17 protein-coding genes are annotated in these 16,115 nt (G+C 62.7%); 10 read left to right on the forward strand and 7 right to left on the reverse strand.

What is annotated here, in order from left to right; translation table 11 throughout:
* The first annotated feature begins 62 nt into the window (after positions 1–62).
* On the forward strand, positions 63–2,804 hold the full coding sequence (gene glnE / locus ACF8ML_RS22825; RefSeq protein WP_392408347.1) for a bifunctional [glutamate--ammonia ligase]-adenylyl-L-tyrosine phosphorylase/[glutamate--ammonia-ligase] adenylyltransferase: 2,742 nt from the start codon (positions 63–65) through the stop codon (positions 2,802–2,804).
* A 352-nt stretch (positions 2,805–3,156) separates the two neighbouring features.
* Here glnE and ACF8ML_RS22830 read toward each other — a convergent pair whose 3' ends face one another.
* Complete coding sequence (locus ACF8ML_RS22830; protein ID WP_016449378.1) at positions 3,157–3,777, reverse strand: glutathione S-transferase family protein; 621 nt, start codon at positions 3,775–3,777, stop codon at positions 3,157–3,159.
* A gap of 114 nt (positions 3,778–3,891) precedes the next feature.
* Between ACF8ML_RS22830 and purB the strand changes: the two genes are divergently transcribed.
* The 3 genes from purB to ACF8ML_RS22845 are packed head-to-tail and all read left to right on the forward strand — an operon-like array spanning position 3,892 to position 6,943.
* Entirely contained in the window at positions 3,892–5,271 is a 1,380-nt protein-coding gene (gene purB, locus ACF8ML_RS22835; RefSeq protein ID WP_016449379.1) for an adenylosuccinate lyase, read from the forward strand.
* Entirely contained in the window at positions 5,234–6,355 is a 1,122-nt protein-coding gene (locus ACF8ML_RS22840) for an acyltransferase (protein WP_047328053.1), read from the forward strand. The genes purB and ACF8ML_RS22840 overlap by 38 nt, the downstream gene beginning before the upstream one ends.
* 27 nt (positions 6,356–6,382) lie before the next feature.
* Positions 6,383–6,943 (forward strand): YaeQ family protein, encoded by a 561-nt coding sequence (locus tag ACF8ML_RS22845; protein ID WP_017404069.1) that lies wholly within the window; start codon positions 6,383–6,385, stop codon positions 6,941–6,943.
* Positions 6,944–6,972: 29 nt separating this feature from the next.
* Here the strand turns inward: ACF8ML_RS22845 and ACF8ML_RS22850 are convergent, their stop codons facing one another.
* From ACF8ML_RS22850 to ACF8ML_RS22860, 3 genes are all read right to left on the reverse strand, one after another.
* Positions 6,973–7,662, reverse strand: coding sequence for a hypothetical protein (locus tag ACF8ML_RS22850; RefSeq protein WP_047328054.1), 690 nt, complete (start codon positions 7,660–7,662; stop codon positions 6,973–6,975).
* 140 nt (positions 7,663–7,802) lie between these two features.
* Positions 7,803–7,982 carry a hypothetical protein gene (locus ACF8ML_RS22855; RefSeq protein WP_047328055.1) on the reverse strand — a complete coding sequence of 60 codons (180 nt, stop codon included), beginning with the start codon at positions 7,980–7,982 and terminating at the stop codon, positions 7,803–7,805.
* 57 nt (positions 7,983–8,039) lie between these two features.
* Positions 8,040–8,471 carry a DUF3717 domain-containing protein gene (locus tag ACF8ML_RS22860; RefSeq protein ID WP_017404072.1) on the reverse strand — a complete coding sequence of 144 codons (432 nt, stop codon included), beginning with the start codon at positions 8,469–8,471 and terminating at the stop codon, positions 8,040–8,042.
* 508 nt (positions 8,472–8,979) lie between these two features.
* Here ACF8ML_RS22860 and ACF8ML_RS22865 point away from each other — a divergent pair.
* The 3 genes from ACF8ML_RS22865 to ACF8ML_RS22875 all read left to right on the forward strand — a co-directional run bounded on the left by ACF8ML_RS22865 (position 8,980) and on the right by ACF8ML_RS22875 (position 10,813).
* Positions 8,980–9,720, forward strand: coding sequence for a TerC family protein (locus tag ACF8ML_RS22865; RefSeq protein WP_016449385.1), 741 nt, complete (start codon positions 8,980–8,982; stop codon positions 9,718–9,720).
* A gap of 134 nt (positions 9,721–9,854) precedes the next feature.
* Positions 9,855–10,313 (forward strand): hypothetical protein, encoded by a 459-nt coding sequence (locus ACF8ML_RS22870; protein WP_016449386.1) that lies wholly within the window; start codon positions 9,855–9,857, stop codon positions 10,311–10,313.
* A gap of 152 nt (positions 10,314–10,465) precedes the next feature.
* Positions 10,466–10,813 carry a phage holin family protein gene (locus tag ACF8ML_RS22875; RefSeq protein WP_012202791.1) on the forward strand — a complete coding sequence of 116 codons (348 nt, stop codon included), beginning with the start codon at positions 10,466–10,468 and terminating at the stop codon, positions 10,811–10,813.
* On the opposite strand, the gene ACF8ML_RS22880 is transcribed toward ACF8ML_RS22875, so the two are convergent.
* On the reverse strand, positions 10,787–12,412 hold the full coding sequence (locus ACF8ML_RS22880) for a M48 family metalloprotease (protein WP_047328056.1): 1,626 nt from the start codon (positions 12,410–12,412) through the stop codon (positions 10,787–10,789). The two genes, ACF8ML_RS22875 and ACF8ML_RS22880, sit on opposite strands and share 27 nt — an antisense overlap.
* Positions 12,413–12,564: 152 nt before the next feature.
* Here ACF8ML_RS22880 and moaC point away from each other — a divergent pair, with 152 nt between their 5' ends.
* A complete protein-coding gene (gene moaC / locus ACF8ML_RS22885) occupies positions 12,565–13,053 on the forward strand; it encodes a cyclic pyranopterin monophosphate synthase MoaC (protein WP_043790898.1) in 489 nt (162 codons plus the stop codon).
* A 14-nt stretch (positions 13,054–13,067) separates the two neighbouring features.
* Here moaC and ACF8ML_RS22890 read toward each other — a convergent pair whose 3' ends face one another.
* The gene (locus tag ACF8ML_RS22890) at positions 13,068–13,484 is read right to left on the reverse strand and encodes a divergent PAP2 family protein (protein ID WP_043790895.1); all 417 of its coding nucleotides are present in this window, start codon (positions 13,482–13,484) and stop codon (positions 13,068–13,070) included.
* Positions 13,481–14,374: a decaprenyl-phosphate phosphoribosyltransferase gene (locus tag ACF8ML_RS22895; protein ID WP_392408099.1), complete on the reverse strand. Its 894-nt coding sequence runs from the start codon at positions 14,372–14,374 to the stop codon at positions 13,481–13,483. The genes ACF8ML_RS22890 and ACF8ML_RS22895 overlap by 4 nt, the downstream gene beginning before the upstream one ends.
* A gap of 23 nt (positions 14,375–14,397) precedes the next feature.
* Between ACF8ML_RS22895 and ACF8ML_RS22900 the strand changes: the two genes are divergently transcribed.
* Together ACF8ML_RS22900 and ACF8ML_RS22905 are read left to right on the forward strand one after the other, a co-directional pair.
* Positions 14,398–14,811 carry a GtrA family protein gene (locus ACF8ML_RS22900; protein ID WP_043790892.1) on the forward strand — a complete coding sequence of 138 codons (414 nt, stop codon included), beginning with the start codon at positions 14,398–14,400 and terminating at the stop codon, positions 14,809–14,811.
* On the forward strand, positions 14,808–16,115 hold the full coding sequence (locus ACF8ML_RS22905) for an FAD-dependent oxidoreductase (RefSeq protein ID WP_392408101.1): 1,308 nt from the start codon (positions 14,808–14,810) through the stop codon (positions 16,113–16,115). Before ACF8ML_RS22900 ends, ACF8ML_RS22905 begins: the two co-directional genes overlap by 4 nt.

Below are 16,115 nucleotides of genomic sequence, written 5' to 3' on the forward strand. Positions count from 1 at the left end.
AATCCCTCTGCGCGTGAGTGGCCGCTTCTTTCGCGTTCCGTATGCAATCCTCAGTTCACGCAATGGCAGGTACGGCCTTGAATGTCCCCGCACAGGCCGCCTATTCCCGTTTTCACCAACGGCTGCACCGTCGCTATGGCGACGAGCTGAGCCTTTTGCCGCCGGGTCCGCCCGAGCGCGCGTCCATGGAGCAGGCCCTGGTGGCACTGCTGGAGCGTGGCCTGGACCTGTCGGCTGCGCTGCGTGTGCTGCGCCAGCTGGTCATGGAGCGCACCATGGTGCTCGACTGCGAGCAGCAGGCGCCGCTGGCCGTGGTCACGCGCGCCGTGACCGAACTGGCCGAGCTGGCGCTGGAGCGCGCCTGCATCCAGGCGCGCACCGAGCTCGACGCGCGCCATGGCGCGCCTCAAGGCCCCGACGGCCGGCCAGTGCAGCTGTGGATCATCGGCATGGGCAAGCTGGGCGCACGCGAGCTCAACGTCTCCAGCGACATCGACCTGATCTACGTCTACGAGCAGGACGGCGACACCGCCGGCCTGCCCGATGGGCGCGGGGTGATCTCCAACCACGAGTACTTCGCGCGCGTGGTCAAGGGCATCTACGGCCTGATCGGCGACACCACCGAGCACGGCTTTGTCTTCCGCGTGGACCTGGCGCTGCGTCCCAACGGGAACTCGGGGCCTCCGGCCGTCTCGCTGGCCTCGCTGGAGGAGTATCTGCAGACCCATGGACGCGAGTGGGAGCGCTTTGCCTGGCTCAAGAGCCGCGTCGTGGCGCCCATGGACTGCGTGCGCTCCCAGCAGGTGCAGGCGCTGCGTGCCGTGGTCCTGCCCTTTGTCTTTCGCCGCTACCTGGACTACGCGGTCTTTGATGCGCTGCGCTCGCTGCACCGCCAGATCCGCGAGCATGCGGCGCGGCGCAGCGCGGGCCATCCGGGCCGCTCCAATGACGTCAAGCTCTCGCGCGGCGGCATCCGCGAGATCGAATTCACCGTGCAGCTGCTGCAGGTGGTGCGTGGCGGCCAGTTCCCCGAACTGCGCTGCCGCCCCACGCTGGAGGCGCTGGGCCGCCTGGCGCGCGCCGGCCTCATGAGCCAGGAAGTGGCCGACGCCCTGGGCTCGGCCTACACCTTTTTGCGCCGTGTCGAGCACCGTATCCAGTACCTGGACGACCAGCAGACCCATGTGCTGCCCACCCGCGACGATGACCTGGAATGGATTGCGCGCACCATGGGCTTTGCCGATGCCTGCGCCTTTTTGCACCAGCTCGATGCCCATCGCGAAAAGGTGGCCGAGGAATTCGACACCCTGCTGGGCGGCTCGGCCCAGCCCCAGTGCGGCTCGGGCCGTTGCAACGGCGCGCGCAGCCCCGCCCAGGGCACGCCGCGCGAGATAGACGGCCTCATGGAGCAGTTGCCGCCAGCCCTGGCCGCCCATGTGGCCGACTGGCGCGGCAACGCCCGCATCGCCAACCTGCGCGACGAGGCGCGCGGCCGGCTGTTTCGACTCGTGCAGCGCACGGCGCAATGGGTGGCCGAGCGCAGCGTGCCCGAAGACGCCGCGCTGCGCTTTCTGAACTGGCTGGAGCCGCTGCTGCGCCGTGAAAGCTATCTGGCCCTGCTGCTGGAGCGCCCCGCCGTGCACGAGCGGCTGCTGGACCTGCTGGGCGCGGCACGCTGGCCCGCGCGCTACCTGCAGCAGCACCCGGGCGTGATCGACGAGCTGGCCAACGAAGCCATGCTGGGCGAGCGTTTCTCGCCCATGGACTTCGAGCATGAGCTGGCCCTGCGCCTGGCCGCGCTGCAGGCCACGGGCGAGGACGATGACGAAACCCTGCTGAACCTGCTGCGCCGCGCCCACCATGCCGAGGTCTTTCGCACGCTGGCGCGCGATATCGAAGGCCGCATCACGGTCGAGCAGGTGGCGGACGATCTCAGCGCACTGGCCGACTGCGTGCTGCGGGTGACGGCCAGCTGGTGCTGGAGCCGGCTCAAGAACCGCCACCGCGAGTCGCCGCAGTTCGCCATCATCGGCTACGGCAAGCTGGGCGGAAAGGAGCTGGGCTACGGCAGCGACCTGGACATCGTCTTCGTCTTCGATGACGAAGACGAGCACGCCTCCGAGATCTATGCCGCCTTTGTGCGCAAGCTCATCAACTGGCTGGCCGTCAAGACGGGCGAGGGCGACCTGTTCGAGATCGACACCGCGCTGCGCCCCAACGGCAACTCGGGCCTGCTGGTGACCAGCTTCGCCTCCTATGCCAACTACCAGCAGCAGCGCGGCAGCAACACGGCGTGGACCTGGGAGCACCAGGCCATGACGCGGGCGCGCTTCGTGCTGGGCAGTGACGATCTGCAGGCCCGCTTCGATGCCGTGCGCGAGGCTGTGATCACCGCGCCTCGCGACCCCTCGGCGCTGCGCGACGAAATCGTCGCCATGCGCGAACGCGTGCGCGGCGCCCATCCGGTGCGCGGCGGCCTGTTCGATGTCAAGCACAGCCCGGGCGGCATGGTCGATGTGGAATTCGCGGTCCAGTACCTCGTGCTCTCGCAATCGGCCTCGCACCCGGAACTGATGGCCAACCTCGGCAATATCGCGTTGCTGCAGCGCGCCGAACAGGCAGGATTGATCCCGGCCGGCGTAGGCCAGCAGGCGGCCCGGGCCTACCGCGAACTGCGCCGCCTGCAGCACGTGGCACGGCTGGATGAGCGCTCGGCACAGCTGGTGCCAGGGCAGGCCGAGCCGCTGAGTGCGCCCGTCAAGGCCTTGTGGGATGCGGTTTTCGCCAACGCCGTTGCGGCTTGACGATGTGAAGCAAAGAAGGCGGCTTGCGGCTGCGAACGCCTTCACTTCAGCATCCGTGGAAATTGGCCTACAGCAGGATCGCGGGCATCCTCAAAATGTTACATTTTTCCTGCCCACGACCCCTGGAACTTCTGCAAAAGTAGCTCATCTATTGAACAGCTTGTTGAGAGAGAGTACCCAGACCGAATTTCACGTTGCGAAGCCTCTGGGGCCACAGTCCTGAACTGTTCCGCCCGAAGCGCTTCTCCTCCCTCCCTCTCTTTATTCGTTTCGGGATGCTTCGCAACTTTTTTATGCCAGCAAAAAGGCCACCCATCGGGTGGCCTTTTTGCATTCCCGGGCTGGTGCGGCGTCAGGGCTGGGGAGGGCGCGTGGCTGCAAAACTGGCACGCTCGGCCAGCTTGGCCTGCAGTGCGGCCAGATTGGGGTGGTCGGCGCGCCAGTCCAGCTCGGGAAAGCGAAAGTCCAGCCAGCCCAGGGCGCAGCCCACGCACACGTCGGCCAGGGTGAAGTGGATGCCGCAGCAATACGGCTTGTCGCCCAGCCCCTGGGACATCACGTTCAGTGCAGCCCGCACCTTGGCAAGCTGGCGGTCTATCCAGGCCTGGCAGCGCTGTTCTTCGCTGCGGCCATCCCAGGTGGCTTCGAGGCGGGCCAGCGCCCCGGCATCCAGCAGGCCATCGGCCAGTGCTTCCCAGGTCTTGATCTCGGCGCGCTCGCGCCCCGTGCCGGGGATCAGCTTGCCTACCGGGGAAAGTGTGTCCAGATATTCGACGATCACGCGCGAGTCGAACATGGCATCGCTGCCGTCCATGACCAGGCGCGGCACCTTGCCCAGCGGGTTGCCGGTGCCGGGCGACAGCTCGCGGCTCCAGGGGTTTTCCTCGACGAACTGATAGTCGAGCCTTTTCTCTGCCAGTACGACGCGTACCTTGCGTACGTAGGCGCTGGTGGAGGAACCTATCAGTTTCATGGCAATTTTCCGTGGCGAAGAGGCGGCCCATGGGCGGGCAGCAGATTCTATGCGCTGCCCGACGATCTCCCCCTCGGCCCCCGTTTTTGCCGCGCGCACCTACAATCACGGCCCATGAATCTGCCGCACATCTCCGCCCTGTCCCCGCTCGACGGCCGCTACGCCGCCAAACTGTCTCCTCTGCGCCCGATCATGAGCGAGATGGGATACATGCACCGCCGCGTGCAGGTGGAGGTGACCTGGTTCATCGCCCTGTCGGATGCCGGCTTTGCCGAGTTCAAGCCCCTGTCCGAAGGCGCGCGCGTCTATCTGCAGGACCTGGTGAAGAACTTCTCCGAGGCCGATGCCGTGGCCATCAAGGACATCGAAAAGACCACCAACCACGACGTCAAGGCCGTGGAGTACTGGATCAAGGGCAAGTTCGACGGCCGTCCCGAGCTGCTCAAGGCCGCCGAATTCGTGCACTTTGCATGCACCAGCGAAGACATCAACAACACCAGCCACGCGCTGCAACTGCGTGCCGGCCGCGACAGCGTGCTGCTGCCCGCAATCTCCGGCATCACGGCCAAGCTGCGCGAGATGGCCCATGCCTATGCTGCCGTGCCCATGCTCAGCCGCACGCACGGCCAGACCGCCAGCCCCACCACCGTGGGCAAGGAAATCGCCAACGTGCTGGTGCGCCTGGAAAAGGCCTCTGCCCGCATCGCCGAGGTCAAGCTCCTGGCCAAGATGAACGGCGCCGTCGGCAACTACAACGCCCACCTTTCCGCCTGGCCCGAGTTCGACTGGGAAGCCTTCAGCAAGAACGTGATCGAGTCGCCCGAGCCCCAGGGTCTGGGCCTGAGCTTCCAGCCCTACTCGATCCAGATCGAACCGCATGACTACATGGCCGAGCTGTTCGACGCCATCGCGCGCGCCAACACCATCCTCATCGACTTCTCGCGCGATGTCTGGGGCTATGTGTCCCTGGGCTACTTCAAGCAGCGCCTGAAGGCCGGCGAGATCGGCTCCTCGACCATGCCGCACAAGGTCAACCCCATCGACTTCGAGAATGCCGAAGGCAACCTGGGCCTGGCCAACGCCCTGCTCAAGCACCTGGCCGAAAAGCTGCCCATCTCGCGCTGGCAGCGTGACCTGACCGATTCGACCGTGCTGCGCAATATCGGCGTGGCCATGGGCTATGCCACGCTGGCCTACAGCTCGCTGATGACCGGCCTGAACAAGCTCGAACTCAACGAAGAGCGCCTGCAGGAAGACCTGGACAACGCCTGGGAAGTCCTGGCCGAGCCCATCCAGACCGTCATGCGCCGCTACGGCGTGCAGGGCGCCTACGAAAAGCTCAAGGAAGTCACGCGCGGCAAGACCGTGCAGGCCGAAGACCTGCACCGCCTGATCAACGGCCTGGAAATCCCCCAGGCCGACAAGGACCGCCTGCTGGCCATGACGCCTGCCTCCTATGTGGGCAAGGCGGCTGAGCTGGCGCGCCGCGTCTGAGTTGGTGCAAGTGGCCCTAGGGGCTGGGACTGCCCTGCGCTCCAATAATTTCGACGCATTCAGGCTGCTGGCAGCCTTGCTGGTCATCTGGAGCCACCAGTTCGCGGTCCTTGGGTTACCGATCCCAAAGCTGCTTTACGACGAGCCTGGGGCCGTGGGCGTCGTCATCTTTTTTGCCATCAGCGGCTATCTGGTGACGCTATCCTGGCTGGCAGATCCCCATCTGGGTCGATTCGCTACTCGCAGGGTGCTGCGTATATGGCCGGGTCTGACCGTGGCTGTGGCCCTGTGTGCCCTGGTGCTGGGGCCGCTGGTGAGTTCGATCCCCTTGAGGGTGTATCTGGAGCAGCCGCTGACCTGGGGATATTTCAGCAATCTCTGGCTGCAGATTCGATATGAGCTGCCTGGCGTATTCGAGATGAATGTGATCCGCGCCGCAGTCAACGGGCCGCTGTGGACCATTCCACTGGAGGTCGGCTGCTATGTGATGCTGGCTGTGGCGGGCGCTCTGGGCTTGCTGCGTTGGCGCTATACCGCACCCTTGGTCTTTGTGGCATTGATGGTGGCGCTGTGGCGGCGTTACAGCATCGAGCCTGGCGAGCCCATTCCTGAATGGTCGTTCGCGCTGCAGTATGCGATGGTGTTCTCGCTTGGCGCCACGCTGGCGTGCTGGCGCCATCTCTGGATCTCCCGGCGGATGCTGGCCCTTGCCTTATTGCTGGCCGGCTGCGTGCTGCTGCATGCCAAAGGACCTCTGATCCTGGTGCTGCAAGCGCCTTTGCTGGCAATGGCCGTGCTCGCGGTGATACTGGGCTCCGCCAGCACACCCCTGCTGCGACAAGCTGGTCGCTTTGGTGATTTGTCTTACGGCCTGTACATTTACGCCTTTCCCGTTCAACAGACAGTGGTCTGGTACTTTTCAGGCCGGATCGGTTTTGGAGCGGCGCTGGCCTGCAGTCTTGTGGGGGCTGGCCTATTGGCGATGCTGTCCTGGCACCTTGTTGAAAAGAAGGCGCTGGTCTTCAAGCCACGCAAGCCGGCTGTCTCATCCTCCCTCGATATTCCTGCGCATCTGTCCTCCTGATGGCCATGCGCTGTCCCTGGTTTTCTCATGGCCCTCAAATCCACCATCTTCAAGGCGAACCTGTCCATCGCCGACATTGACCACGGCTACTACGCCGACCATGCGCTGACCCTGGCTCGCCATCCCAGCGAAACGGACGAGCGCATGATGGTGCGCCTTGTGGCCCTGGCCCTCAATGCCCACCAGCTCAGCGACATGTGCAACGGCGACGGCACGCTGGCCTTTGGCGCGGGCCTGTCCGATCCCGAGGACCCCGATGTCTCGCTGACCGACTTCACGGGAGCCAAGCGCCTGTGGATCGAGGTCGGCCAGCCCGAGGAAAAGCCCATCGCCAAGGCATGCAACAAGTCCGATGCCGTAGTGCTCTACGCCTTCCACCATGCGGCGGAAGTCTGGTGGAAAGGCCTGGAAGGCAAGCTGGCACGACTGAACAAGCTGCAGGTCTGGCGGATTCCCTCCGAAACCTCCCAGTCGCTGGCGGAGCTGGCCGAGCGCAGCATGCAACTGCAGGCCACCATCCAGGAAGGCGCATTGACGCTCAGCAGCAATCTAGGCACGGTCTTCATCGAGCCGCTGCGCTGGAAGTAGCCGGGCACTGGCCCAAGCAAGCCACTGTCTCAGTCAGGCAACTGCATCCGGACGGCCTGGGCGAAGGACTCCACCGTCCAGCCCGCGCCCAGCAGCATGCGGCGAGTGGACAGCCGGTCCATGACATCGTCGGGCACATTGCAGCCCAGATGGATCAGCGACTTGCTCTCCGTGATGCCCACATAGCGGCCGTCATAGCTGCGCGCCAGATGGTTCCACAGGCCGTGGGCACCCGGCGACTGGCGTGCGCCGCTGACGAGGCAGGTGCCCGTATCGAGCACGCTGCGGTAGACGGCGCTGGCGATGCCGCGCCGCTGGTAGTCCGGCGCAAAGCGCGAATGGGGCGAGCGCACGCGGCGGTCGGTGCGCTTGTCCACTTCGACCAGGCGATTGAACACCGTGTAGCCGGCCAGGCAGCGCCGCTCCATATCCTCCACGTAGGCAAACCATTCGCCGTCGGCCTCCCGCCAGTGCAGCTGGAACTGCGGATCGTGAAGCGGACGTCGCTCCAGGCCGTGCAGCTTGTTGCCGGGCTGGTACAGGCGCTCATGAATGGCTTCGAGCTCGCCCTCCACCAGCGGCTGCATCACGTCGATGCGCAGTTCGGTGACGTGGTGCGGCCGCAAGCGGGCCGAGGCGCGATGCGCCACGGCATCACGCAGATGGCGCCAGAGGGAGGAAAACGAGGGCCCGGCTGGGGCAAAGGCTAGACAGGTCACGGCAAAGCTCGTTTTGTCGGCAGGCCTTGTGGCCCGGCAGACGCGTGAAAACCCAACCGCCTTCAGTTTCAAGGTGAAGGCGGCGCAAGAAGAGCGGATTCAGTGAAGCGACGCTGCCCGGTTCCGCGCAGGGCAGCGCATCAAGACCGTGCGGCCTGTCTGGGGCCGATGTTCAGCCGCGCTGCATCGCGCTCGCGCAGGCGAGCGGCCGTGGCAGGCCAGGCCTTGCCGGCCGGCACGCGCGCGCTCCCCGCATCACTTGCCGTGAGGCGCATGCAGGGGCGGGGGCGGCGGTGGCTGGAAGCGGCGGTCTGCAGCATGGGGACTGATGTTAGGCCGCCTGCAACATCGCACTGGTTCGGTGCGATATACGGCAATCAGCCGGGTTTGCGCGATATGTCCGCGCGCTCGGCCGCACGCTCTGCATAGCGGGTAAAGCGCCAGGAGTCGCCTTCTGTCGTGATCCTGCGCCATACGGCACGCTTCTGTGGTGGCTCCATGGCGGTCCACATCTGCACTTCGTCGAAGCTGCGGCCACAACCCTTGCATTTCTCGTCGCCCTGGCTGGTGGAGCAGATGGCGATGCAGGGCGTATCGGGGGTCGTGTCGTACCAGGCCAGCCAGGCTGCCATGGCGTGCGAGGGAAAGCCCTCAACCTGCACTTCGGTCTCATGCCAGAAGATCATCAGCGCGTACACCTCGGCCAGGGCCCGTACTTCGGGCTGCAGCAACACACCATCCGGGGACGGGTGGCGCTCTCGCCAGTAGTTGATGGCGGCTTCGATATCGGTGATGTGCAGTGCGGTCATGGACGGGCAAGGGGAAGGGACAGCGATGATAAGGCGCATGCCAGTCCTCGGCCGGGCACTGCTGCAACACTCCATCAGCTTCAGGGTTGCTATGAATAGTGAAGCGTTAGGGGCAGATGTATAAAAGGAGTGCGGGATATGTTGCTTGTGCTTTCCGTGGAATTGAAGGGTTTTTTCACTTGCGCGCCGCAGCGGCTTTGTGTTGCAATCCGCAGGTTCGAAGGGGAGTAGCTCTCTGCCGGCAGGGGTGGTTGCAAAGCCACCGCGCCGACATCGGAATGGTCGTCAATACGAAGCGCAAGCTTCCGGCCTTCCGGGCTGCGGTGCATACCGCAGCCGAGCAAGACCTTTGATGGACCTGATGACGGTCGATCAAGGTGTTCTCCCCTGAGCCAGGCATGTCCTTGCCCGGGTAGGCGCTGTGTCGTCGCATCGGTCTTTCTGTGCTGGTGGGTGTTTCTCCAGGAGGGAGGAGTTCTCGCCGGCCGTACTCAACAGCGAGGACCTTATGGACTTGGACTTTCTGACTCACGCCCCGTTCTGGGTGGCCCTGGGCCAAATCATCATCATCGACATCCTGCTGGGCGGGGACAACGCGGTCGTGATCGCGCTGGCCTGCCGCAAGCTGCCGCCCGCGCAGCGCAAGAAGGGCATCATCTGGGGCACGGCTGGCGCCATCATCCTGCGCGTCATCCTGATCGCCTTCGCGATGACGCTGCTGGCGCTGCCCTTCCTGAAGTTTGTCGGCGCACTGCTGCTGGTGTGGATCGGTATCAAGCTGATTGCGCCTGATGAAGATGGCCATGACAACATCCAGGGCAGCGACAAGCTGCTGGCGGCCATCAAGACCATCATCGTTGCCGACCTGGTGATGAGCGTGGACAACGTGATCGCCATCGCCGGCGCCGCACAGAGCTCGGGCGAGCACCAGCTGCTGCTGGTCGTGCTGGGTCTGTTGATCTCCATCCCCATCATCGTCTGGGGCTCGCAGCTCGTGATCAAGCTGATGGAACGCTTCCCCATCATCATCGTGGCCGGCGGCATGCTGCTGGGCTGGATTGCCGGCGGCATGCTGGTCACCGACCCCGTCTTCGCCAATACGGAGAAGTGGGACTGGATGGTCAAGCTGCCCCAGACCGACATGCTCAAGTACGGTGCCAGCGTGTTCGGAGCCCTGCTGGTGCTGGCACTGGGCAAGTACATCGCTTCGCGCCGTCCTGCTCCCAAGGCGGATGCCCACGGAGCTTGATTTCCTGAAAAGTTGAGGTTGGCGCCGGGTTGGCCTGTCTGGCCTCCCGCGCCGATTCGCGACAATCCAGTGCAAGGGCGGCTTTGACCGCCCGCCTGTCCCACCCCGCAAACCCAGTTCGACAAGGACTTGCTTTGAACCCCATCATCGTCTACGTGGATGACGCTTCCTACGCTCTGCCTCTGGTCCAGGCCCTGGCCGCCTCGCCGCAGGCCCAGTCCTCGCACTGGTTGCTGGTGGCCTGCGCACCGCGCATAACCCACCGTGTCAGCAAATGGGTGAGCCACAGCGCACGCGAAAGCTGGCGCGGCAAGTGGGCCGACAAGCTGTTTGCCCAGTTGCTGCCGGTGTTCGGTGACAGTGCAGGCCGAATCACGCCGGTGCTGGCCAAGGGGCCGCTGGCCGAACTGGTGGCCCAGCTCCAGCAGGAGCATGGCGCGGCCCAGATCGTCGATGCGCGCCGCCCCAAGCAGGAAGCCACGGCCCCAGCCGTGGCGCCTGCAGCCCCGCTGGGCCGGCGCTGGAATCTTCCGGGAACGCTGGCGGCCATCGGCGCGCTGATGGGCCTGGTGTTCGAGGAAGCGATGGTCTAAAGGCTGGCATCTGCCTGGCTGCTCTGGTCAGGCGATCACTGTCAGGACGGCATCCCGGAAAACGGGATGCCGTTTTTCATGGAGTTCTCCGGTCCACGGTTCCCAGTGCGCCGCCTCAACCCGGATCTGCTGGCTGCTGCTATGCTGCCCGCATGAAAATCCTGATCAAATGGCTGCTCAGCGCCGGTGCCCTGCTGGTCGTGGCCTATCTCTATGGTGGCGTGCAGGTCAACAGCTTCAGCTCGGCCATGATCGCGGCGCTGGTCATCGGCCTGCTCAACGCGGTGCTGCGGCCCATCCTCGTGGTGCTGACGCTGCCCGTGACCATCGTGACGGTCGGGCTGTTTCTCTTCGTGGTCAACGGACTGATGTTCTGGGCAGCCTCGGGCCTGCTCAGCGGCTTTCATGTCGCGGGCTTTTGGGCGGCCATGCTGGGCGCGCTCATCTACTCGCTGCTGGGCCTGGCCATCGAGTCACTTCTCGCGCGCCTGTTCCCTTAGCAGCTCCTCCACGGCACGCAGCCGCGTGTCCACGATGGAGGCTTCGATGAAATCCACCTTGGGCCCGCCCTTGCGGGCCAGTTCCTGCGCTGCCTTGAAGCGATCCACCGCGGCCGCATAGTCGTAGTGCGCGACCTGGGCCTCGGCCTCGGCGCGCAGCGCGCGCAGCTCCTGGCCCTGAGAGCGCTGAACCTGGGCCAGCAGTTGCCAGGCGCTGGCATCGCGCGGGTGGTCCGTCACCCAGGTCTGCAGCGGGCCTGCCATGCTGGCGGCGCCCTGCTCGCGCAGCAGGATCTGCGTGCGCATCAGCAATTCCGGCCTGCGCACGGCGCGGTTTTCGACCACATTGACGGTGGCCAGGCTGGGGCCGCTTTCCGTTGTCTTGGCGGGGACGGATACCGTGGGACTAGCCTGGGCAGGTGCGGCTGCAGGCAGGTAGAGCGGTGGCAACGCCTGCAACGCGGCGCCGGGCTTGCCGGCTGTCAGCTCCAGTTCGGCCTGCAGCAGCTTGGCCTGCCGCAGGGCGCCGGGATCGGCGGCCGTGGCCGCTTGAAGGCGCTCGGACATTTCCCGCGCCTCGGCCCAATCGCGCAATTGCACGGCGCTCAGCGTGGCGGCATACAACTGTGCCACCTGCTGGGTCGGGGTTTGGCTGCCAAAGCTGGTGGAGCGCGGCAGCTCGGCCCACTGGCGCAGCACGTCCACGCCCGGGCGCGACAGCACGCGGGCCCGTGCGGCCATCATCACGTGTTCCAGGGAAGGGGCGGGCGCGGGCGCAACGCCGCGCGGCAGGCGTGAATGCATGTCGGCCATGCGCTCCGTGGTCAGCGGATGGCTGCGCAGATAGGGCCAGCTGCCGTTGTCATTGAGCCGATTGGCCTGCTGCAGCTTGTCGAACATGGTGACAAAGCCCTGCGGCGCAAAGCCCGCAGGCGCCATCAAGCCATAACCCATGCGATCGGCCTCGCGCTCCATGTCGCGAGAGAAGTTCAGCTGGTTCTGCACGGCCAGCGCCTGGCCGCCCATCATCATCGCCATGGCGGCATCGGGGCTGCGGCTGGCGGCCAGGGCGCCCAGGATCATCGATCCGATCATCAGCGGCGTCTGCTTGCCCTGCTGGGCAATGAGCCGCGCAATGTGGCGCTGCGTGACGTGGCTCAGCTCATGCGCCAGCACCGACGCCAGCTCGTCGCGCGTGCTGACCACTCCGATCAGTCCCAGGTGCACTCCCAGATAGCCGCCGGGCAGCGCAAAGGCGTTGACCGAGCGGTCCCGCCCCAGCAGGATCTCCCAGGCAAAGCGCTCTTCCAGCTCGTCCGACAGCTCGCCCCGCGTGCGCGCCGCATCGACCAGGTGCTGCCAGATGCCTTCCACATACTCCTGCAGTACCGCATCGTCGATGTAGTCCGGATCGCGGTACAGCGAGCGGATGATGCGGTCACCCAGGCGCCGCTCGTCACTGGTCGTCGTGGCTGCGCCATCGCCCAGAGTGGGCAGGCGCAACTGGGCCTGTGCGGGTGCATGCGTTGCGATGGTGAGAGAGGCCGCCAGCAGCTGCAGGCCGACGGCGATACGTGTCTTCAGGCGTGATGGGCGCATGGGCAGGTAAGAACCAAGGGGCCGGGCCCGTGCATAGTCACGGGGCGGTGGAACACCCCACTATGATGCCTCGGTTCGCCGAACGTTCATGGCAGGACTGACCAGCGTGTCGGGACTGGCGTAGACCGGCCCGTGCATTTTCAGGAGTTTCCATGTCTTCCCTCACCCACTTCGATGCCCAGGGCCAGGCCCACATGGTCGATGTCGGCGCCAAGCCCGCAACCCACCGCATCGCGGTCGCCGAGGGCCGCATCACCATGCAGCCCGAAACCCTGGCCATCATCCAGAGCGGCACGGCCAAGAAGGGCGACGTGCTGGGCATCGCGCGCATTGCTGGCATCATGGCAGCGAAGAAGACCAGTGACCTGATACCGCTGTGCCATCCGCTGGCGTTGACGCGGGTGGCAGTGGATTTCGAGCTGTTGCCCGAAACGTTGTCCGTCCGCTGTCTTGCCACCGTCGAGACCGTTGGCCCGACCGGGGTGGAGATGGAGGCGCTCACAGCCGTGCAGGTGGCCTTGCTCACGGTCTATGACATGTGCAAGGCGGTGGACAAGGGCATGGTGATGGAGGGAATCAGGGTGCTGGAGAAGCACGGAGGCAAGACGGGGAGCTTTATTGCATACGCCCCTGATCAGTGAACAGCTTTGAAACCTCAACCCAGCAATTTCTTTACGGCAATTGCAATGACGATCCCTACCAGGATGCCCGCTGAAATCTCTAGCCGCGTGTGACCCATACGCTCCCGCAGGGGCTTATGGGAGGCATCTTTTGCAGCAAGTCTGTTGATAGTCTGCGCATGATTGCCAACCTGGCGGCGCAAACTGTTGGCATCCAGAACGACAATGCAAGCAAGCGTGAAGGCTACGCCGAAAGCTGGGTGGTCAAGGCCTTCCTTCAGGGCGATCAGGGTCGCCATGCTGCTCACGATGGCGCTATGGTTGCTAGGAAGCCCGCCGTAACCGATGAGACTGAACGCGAGTCGCCGAGCCTTGATGCTGTTGATCATGAACTTCATGGAACCGGCCACCAGCCAGGCGAGAAATGGGGTTAGCACGTAGGCGTAGTTCATGACAGGCCGGCCGTAGGCCAAAGGGCCCATCCACACGTAAAGACCCACACCAAGACAGTCAGCAGCAGTTGCCAGTCAACCAGCAGTGCATCGGTGGGAGACTCGCCCCCGTTCAGCGCCTCCACCACAAACCAGTAACGGAACAGTCCAAACAGCACGAGCGGGATGGTGATCACGAGCTCAGGTCTCTCTGATATGACAAACATACTGTAAAACAGTAGTGCCCCAGTGGCTGACATCTCTGCGTAGCGGTCGACCAGGGCAACAGAGTATTTCTCCAGAACCTGCCGGCCCTTGCTGCCGCTGTGGCTCAATTCCTGCCGCCGTTTGATGGCAGCCAGGTAGAGGGCCAAGCACAGGGTCGTGATGAACATCCAGGAAGATACAGGTACTTCGAGTGCCATGGCTCCTGCATACACCCTTAGCACGAAACCAATGGCAATGGTGAAGATGTCTACTACCGGCTGATGCTTGAGAGCGAAGGTGTAGGCCAGATTGAGAATCAAGTACGAAGCGATGACCAAGCCAACTTTCGGTACAACGATCAGGCCATAGAGCAGCGCTGCATAAAGGGTGGCAAGCAACATCAGGGCCATGCGTACGGACACGATGCCAGCCGCCAAGGGGCGCGTTTTCGACTTCGAGGGGTGAAGGCGATCACGCTCGATGTCATGGATGTCGTTGATGATGTAGGTGGCAGAAGACGCCAGACAGAACAGTGCTGCCGCAAGCAGCGCGCTGAGGATGGCGTATGGTTCCAGAAATTTTCCGACGAAAACCAGCGGGGCCAGTACAAAACTGTTCTTGATCCACTGCTTGGGCCTCATCAGTCTCAACAGTCCGAGCAGTTGGGCCTGAGGCGAGCGGGATGCTACGGTATCATGGATCATTTCAAATGCCGGTAATATGTTCAATGCGTTCCTCAACCAAGCTGGCGCTTAGCTACGGCATTTTCGCACTAGTAGCCACTGTGGCGAACATTGGCGCCCAGGATATTATTGTTCAAATCTATGATGGTGTATTCCATGTGTGGGTTTCCATCATCGGCGGAACAGGCGTTGGGCTTTTGGTCAAATATTTTCTTGACAAGCACTACATTTTCCGATTTCGACCGAAGGATGTGGTCCATGATGCCCAGGTATTTCTGCTCTACATCGGGATGGGATTGATTACCACCATCCTGTTTTGGGCATCCGAACTGGGATTTCACGCAGTTTTCGAGACAAAGGAAATGCGCTATCTAGGTGGGTGTGTTGGATTAGCAATCGGCTATCTCGTAAAATACCATTTGGACAAGAGATTTGTTTTTCGTTCGGACGCTTTATGAAATCTGTATCTTCCTGGGGGCGTTTGAGTGCATCTCCACACCATGTAGTGGAGCTACACAATGCGGAACATGCGAGGGGCGCAGTGCTGAATAGCCCGCTTCCCGGCCTGGCTTATGGTATGGGGCGCAGTTATGGCGATGTTTGTCTGAATTCTGGAGGAACACTTTGGAATACGGGAAAAATGGACCATTTTATCGCTTTTGATCAGGGGAGCGGTCGTTTGATCTGTGAGTCCGGTGTTCTCTTGCGTGATATTCAAAGGCTGATGGTTCCACGCGGATGGATGCTGGCAGTCACACCGGGAACGCAGATGGTGACCGTAGGCGGTGCGGTAGCCAATGATGTCCATGGCAAGAATCATCATGTACATGGGAGTTTTGGTGATCATGTACTATCCATGACGCTGCTGCGCACCGATGGCGAAATCATCCACTGTGGACCATTCGAACGAAAGGAATGGTTTGCTGCAACGGTTGGTGGCATGGGTCTTACAGGATTGATCACTCAAGTGGAAATACAGCTGCATCGCATACCTGGTCCCTGGGTGGATGCTGAAACAATTCCATATTCTCATCTGGATGAATTTTTCTGTATTGCAGATGATTCTGAGGACCATTGGGAGCATACGGTTTCATGGATTGATTGCTTGTCTGGCGTACAAGGAAGGGGCTTGTTCATGAGAGGTAACTTCCAGAATTCCCAGTTATCTCATCAGGCACAGTACGCGGCCCGCAGCATAAAAATGCCTGTTACGCCGCCAATTTCCCTGGTCAATCAATGCTCTTTAAGGCTATTCAACAACCTTTACTACCATTTGAAGAAAATCCGTGCTGGTCGTAACGTAGTTCACTATGAGCCATTCCTCTATCCGCTGGATAACCTGCTGGAATGGAACAGAATATATGGACGGAGTGGGTTTTTTCAGTACCAAAGCGTGGTGCCCAGAAGTGTCGCGCTTGATTCAGTCAAGGCCATGCTCAGGGAGATCACGGCCTTTGGTGGAGGATCATTTCTGGCGGTGCTGAAAACATTCACCAAAAGAGAGGCTGTGGGTATGATGAGTTTTCCGCGTGAGGGAGCGACTCTGGCATTGGATTTCCCAGATCAAGGAAAGCGTACTGCCGATCTTTTCACACGGCTTGATCACATTGTTAGAGAGGCTGGTGGCCGTATCTATATGGCAAAGGATGCGCGTATGCCACGTGAACTTTTCGAGGTTGGATACCCGCGTCTCCAGGAATTTTTGAAATATCGAGATCCAGGCATAAGTTCCGTTCTCTCGCGCAGACTGATGGGAGGTTGA

Origin of the sequence: Delftia sp. WSY_10, from assembly GCF_043104705.1 — a bacterium.
In the GTDB taxonomy this organism is placed as follows: Bacteria; Pseudomonadota; Gammaproteobacteria; order Burkholderiales; family Burkholderiaceae_C; genus Comamonas; species Comamonas tsuruhatensis.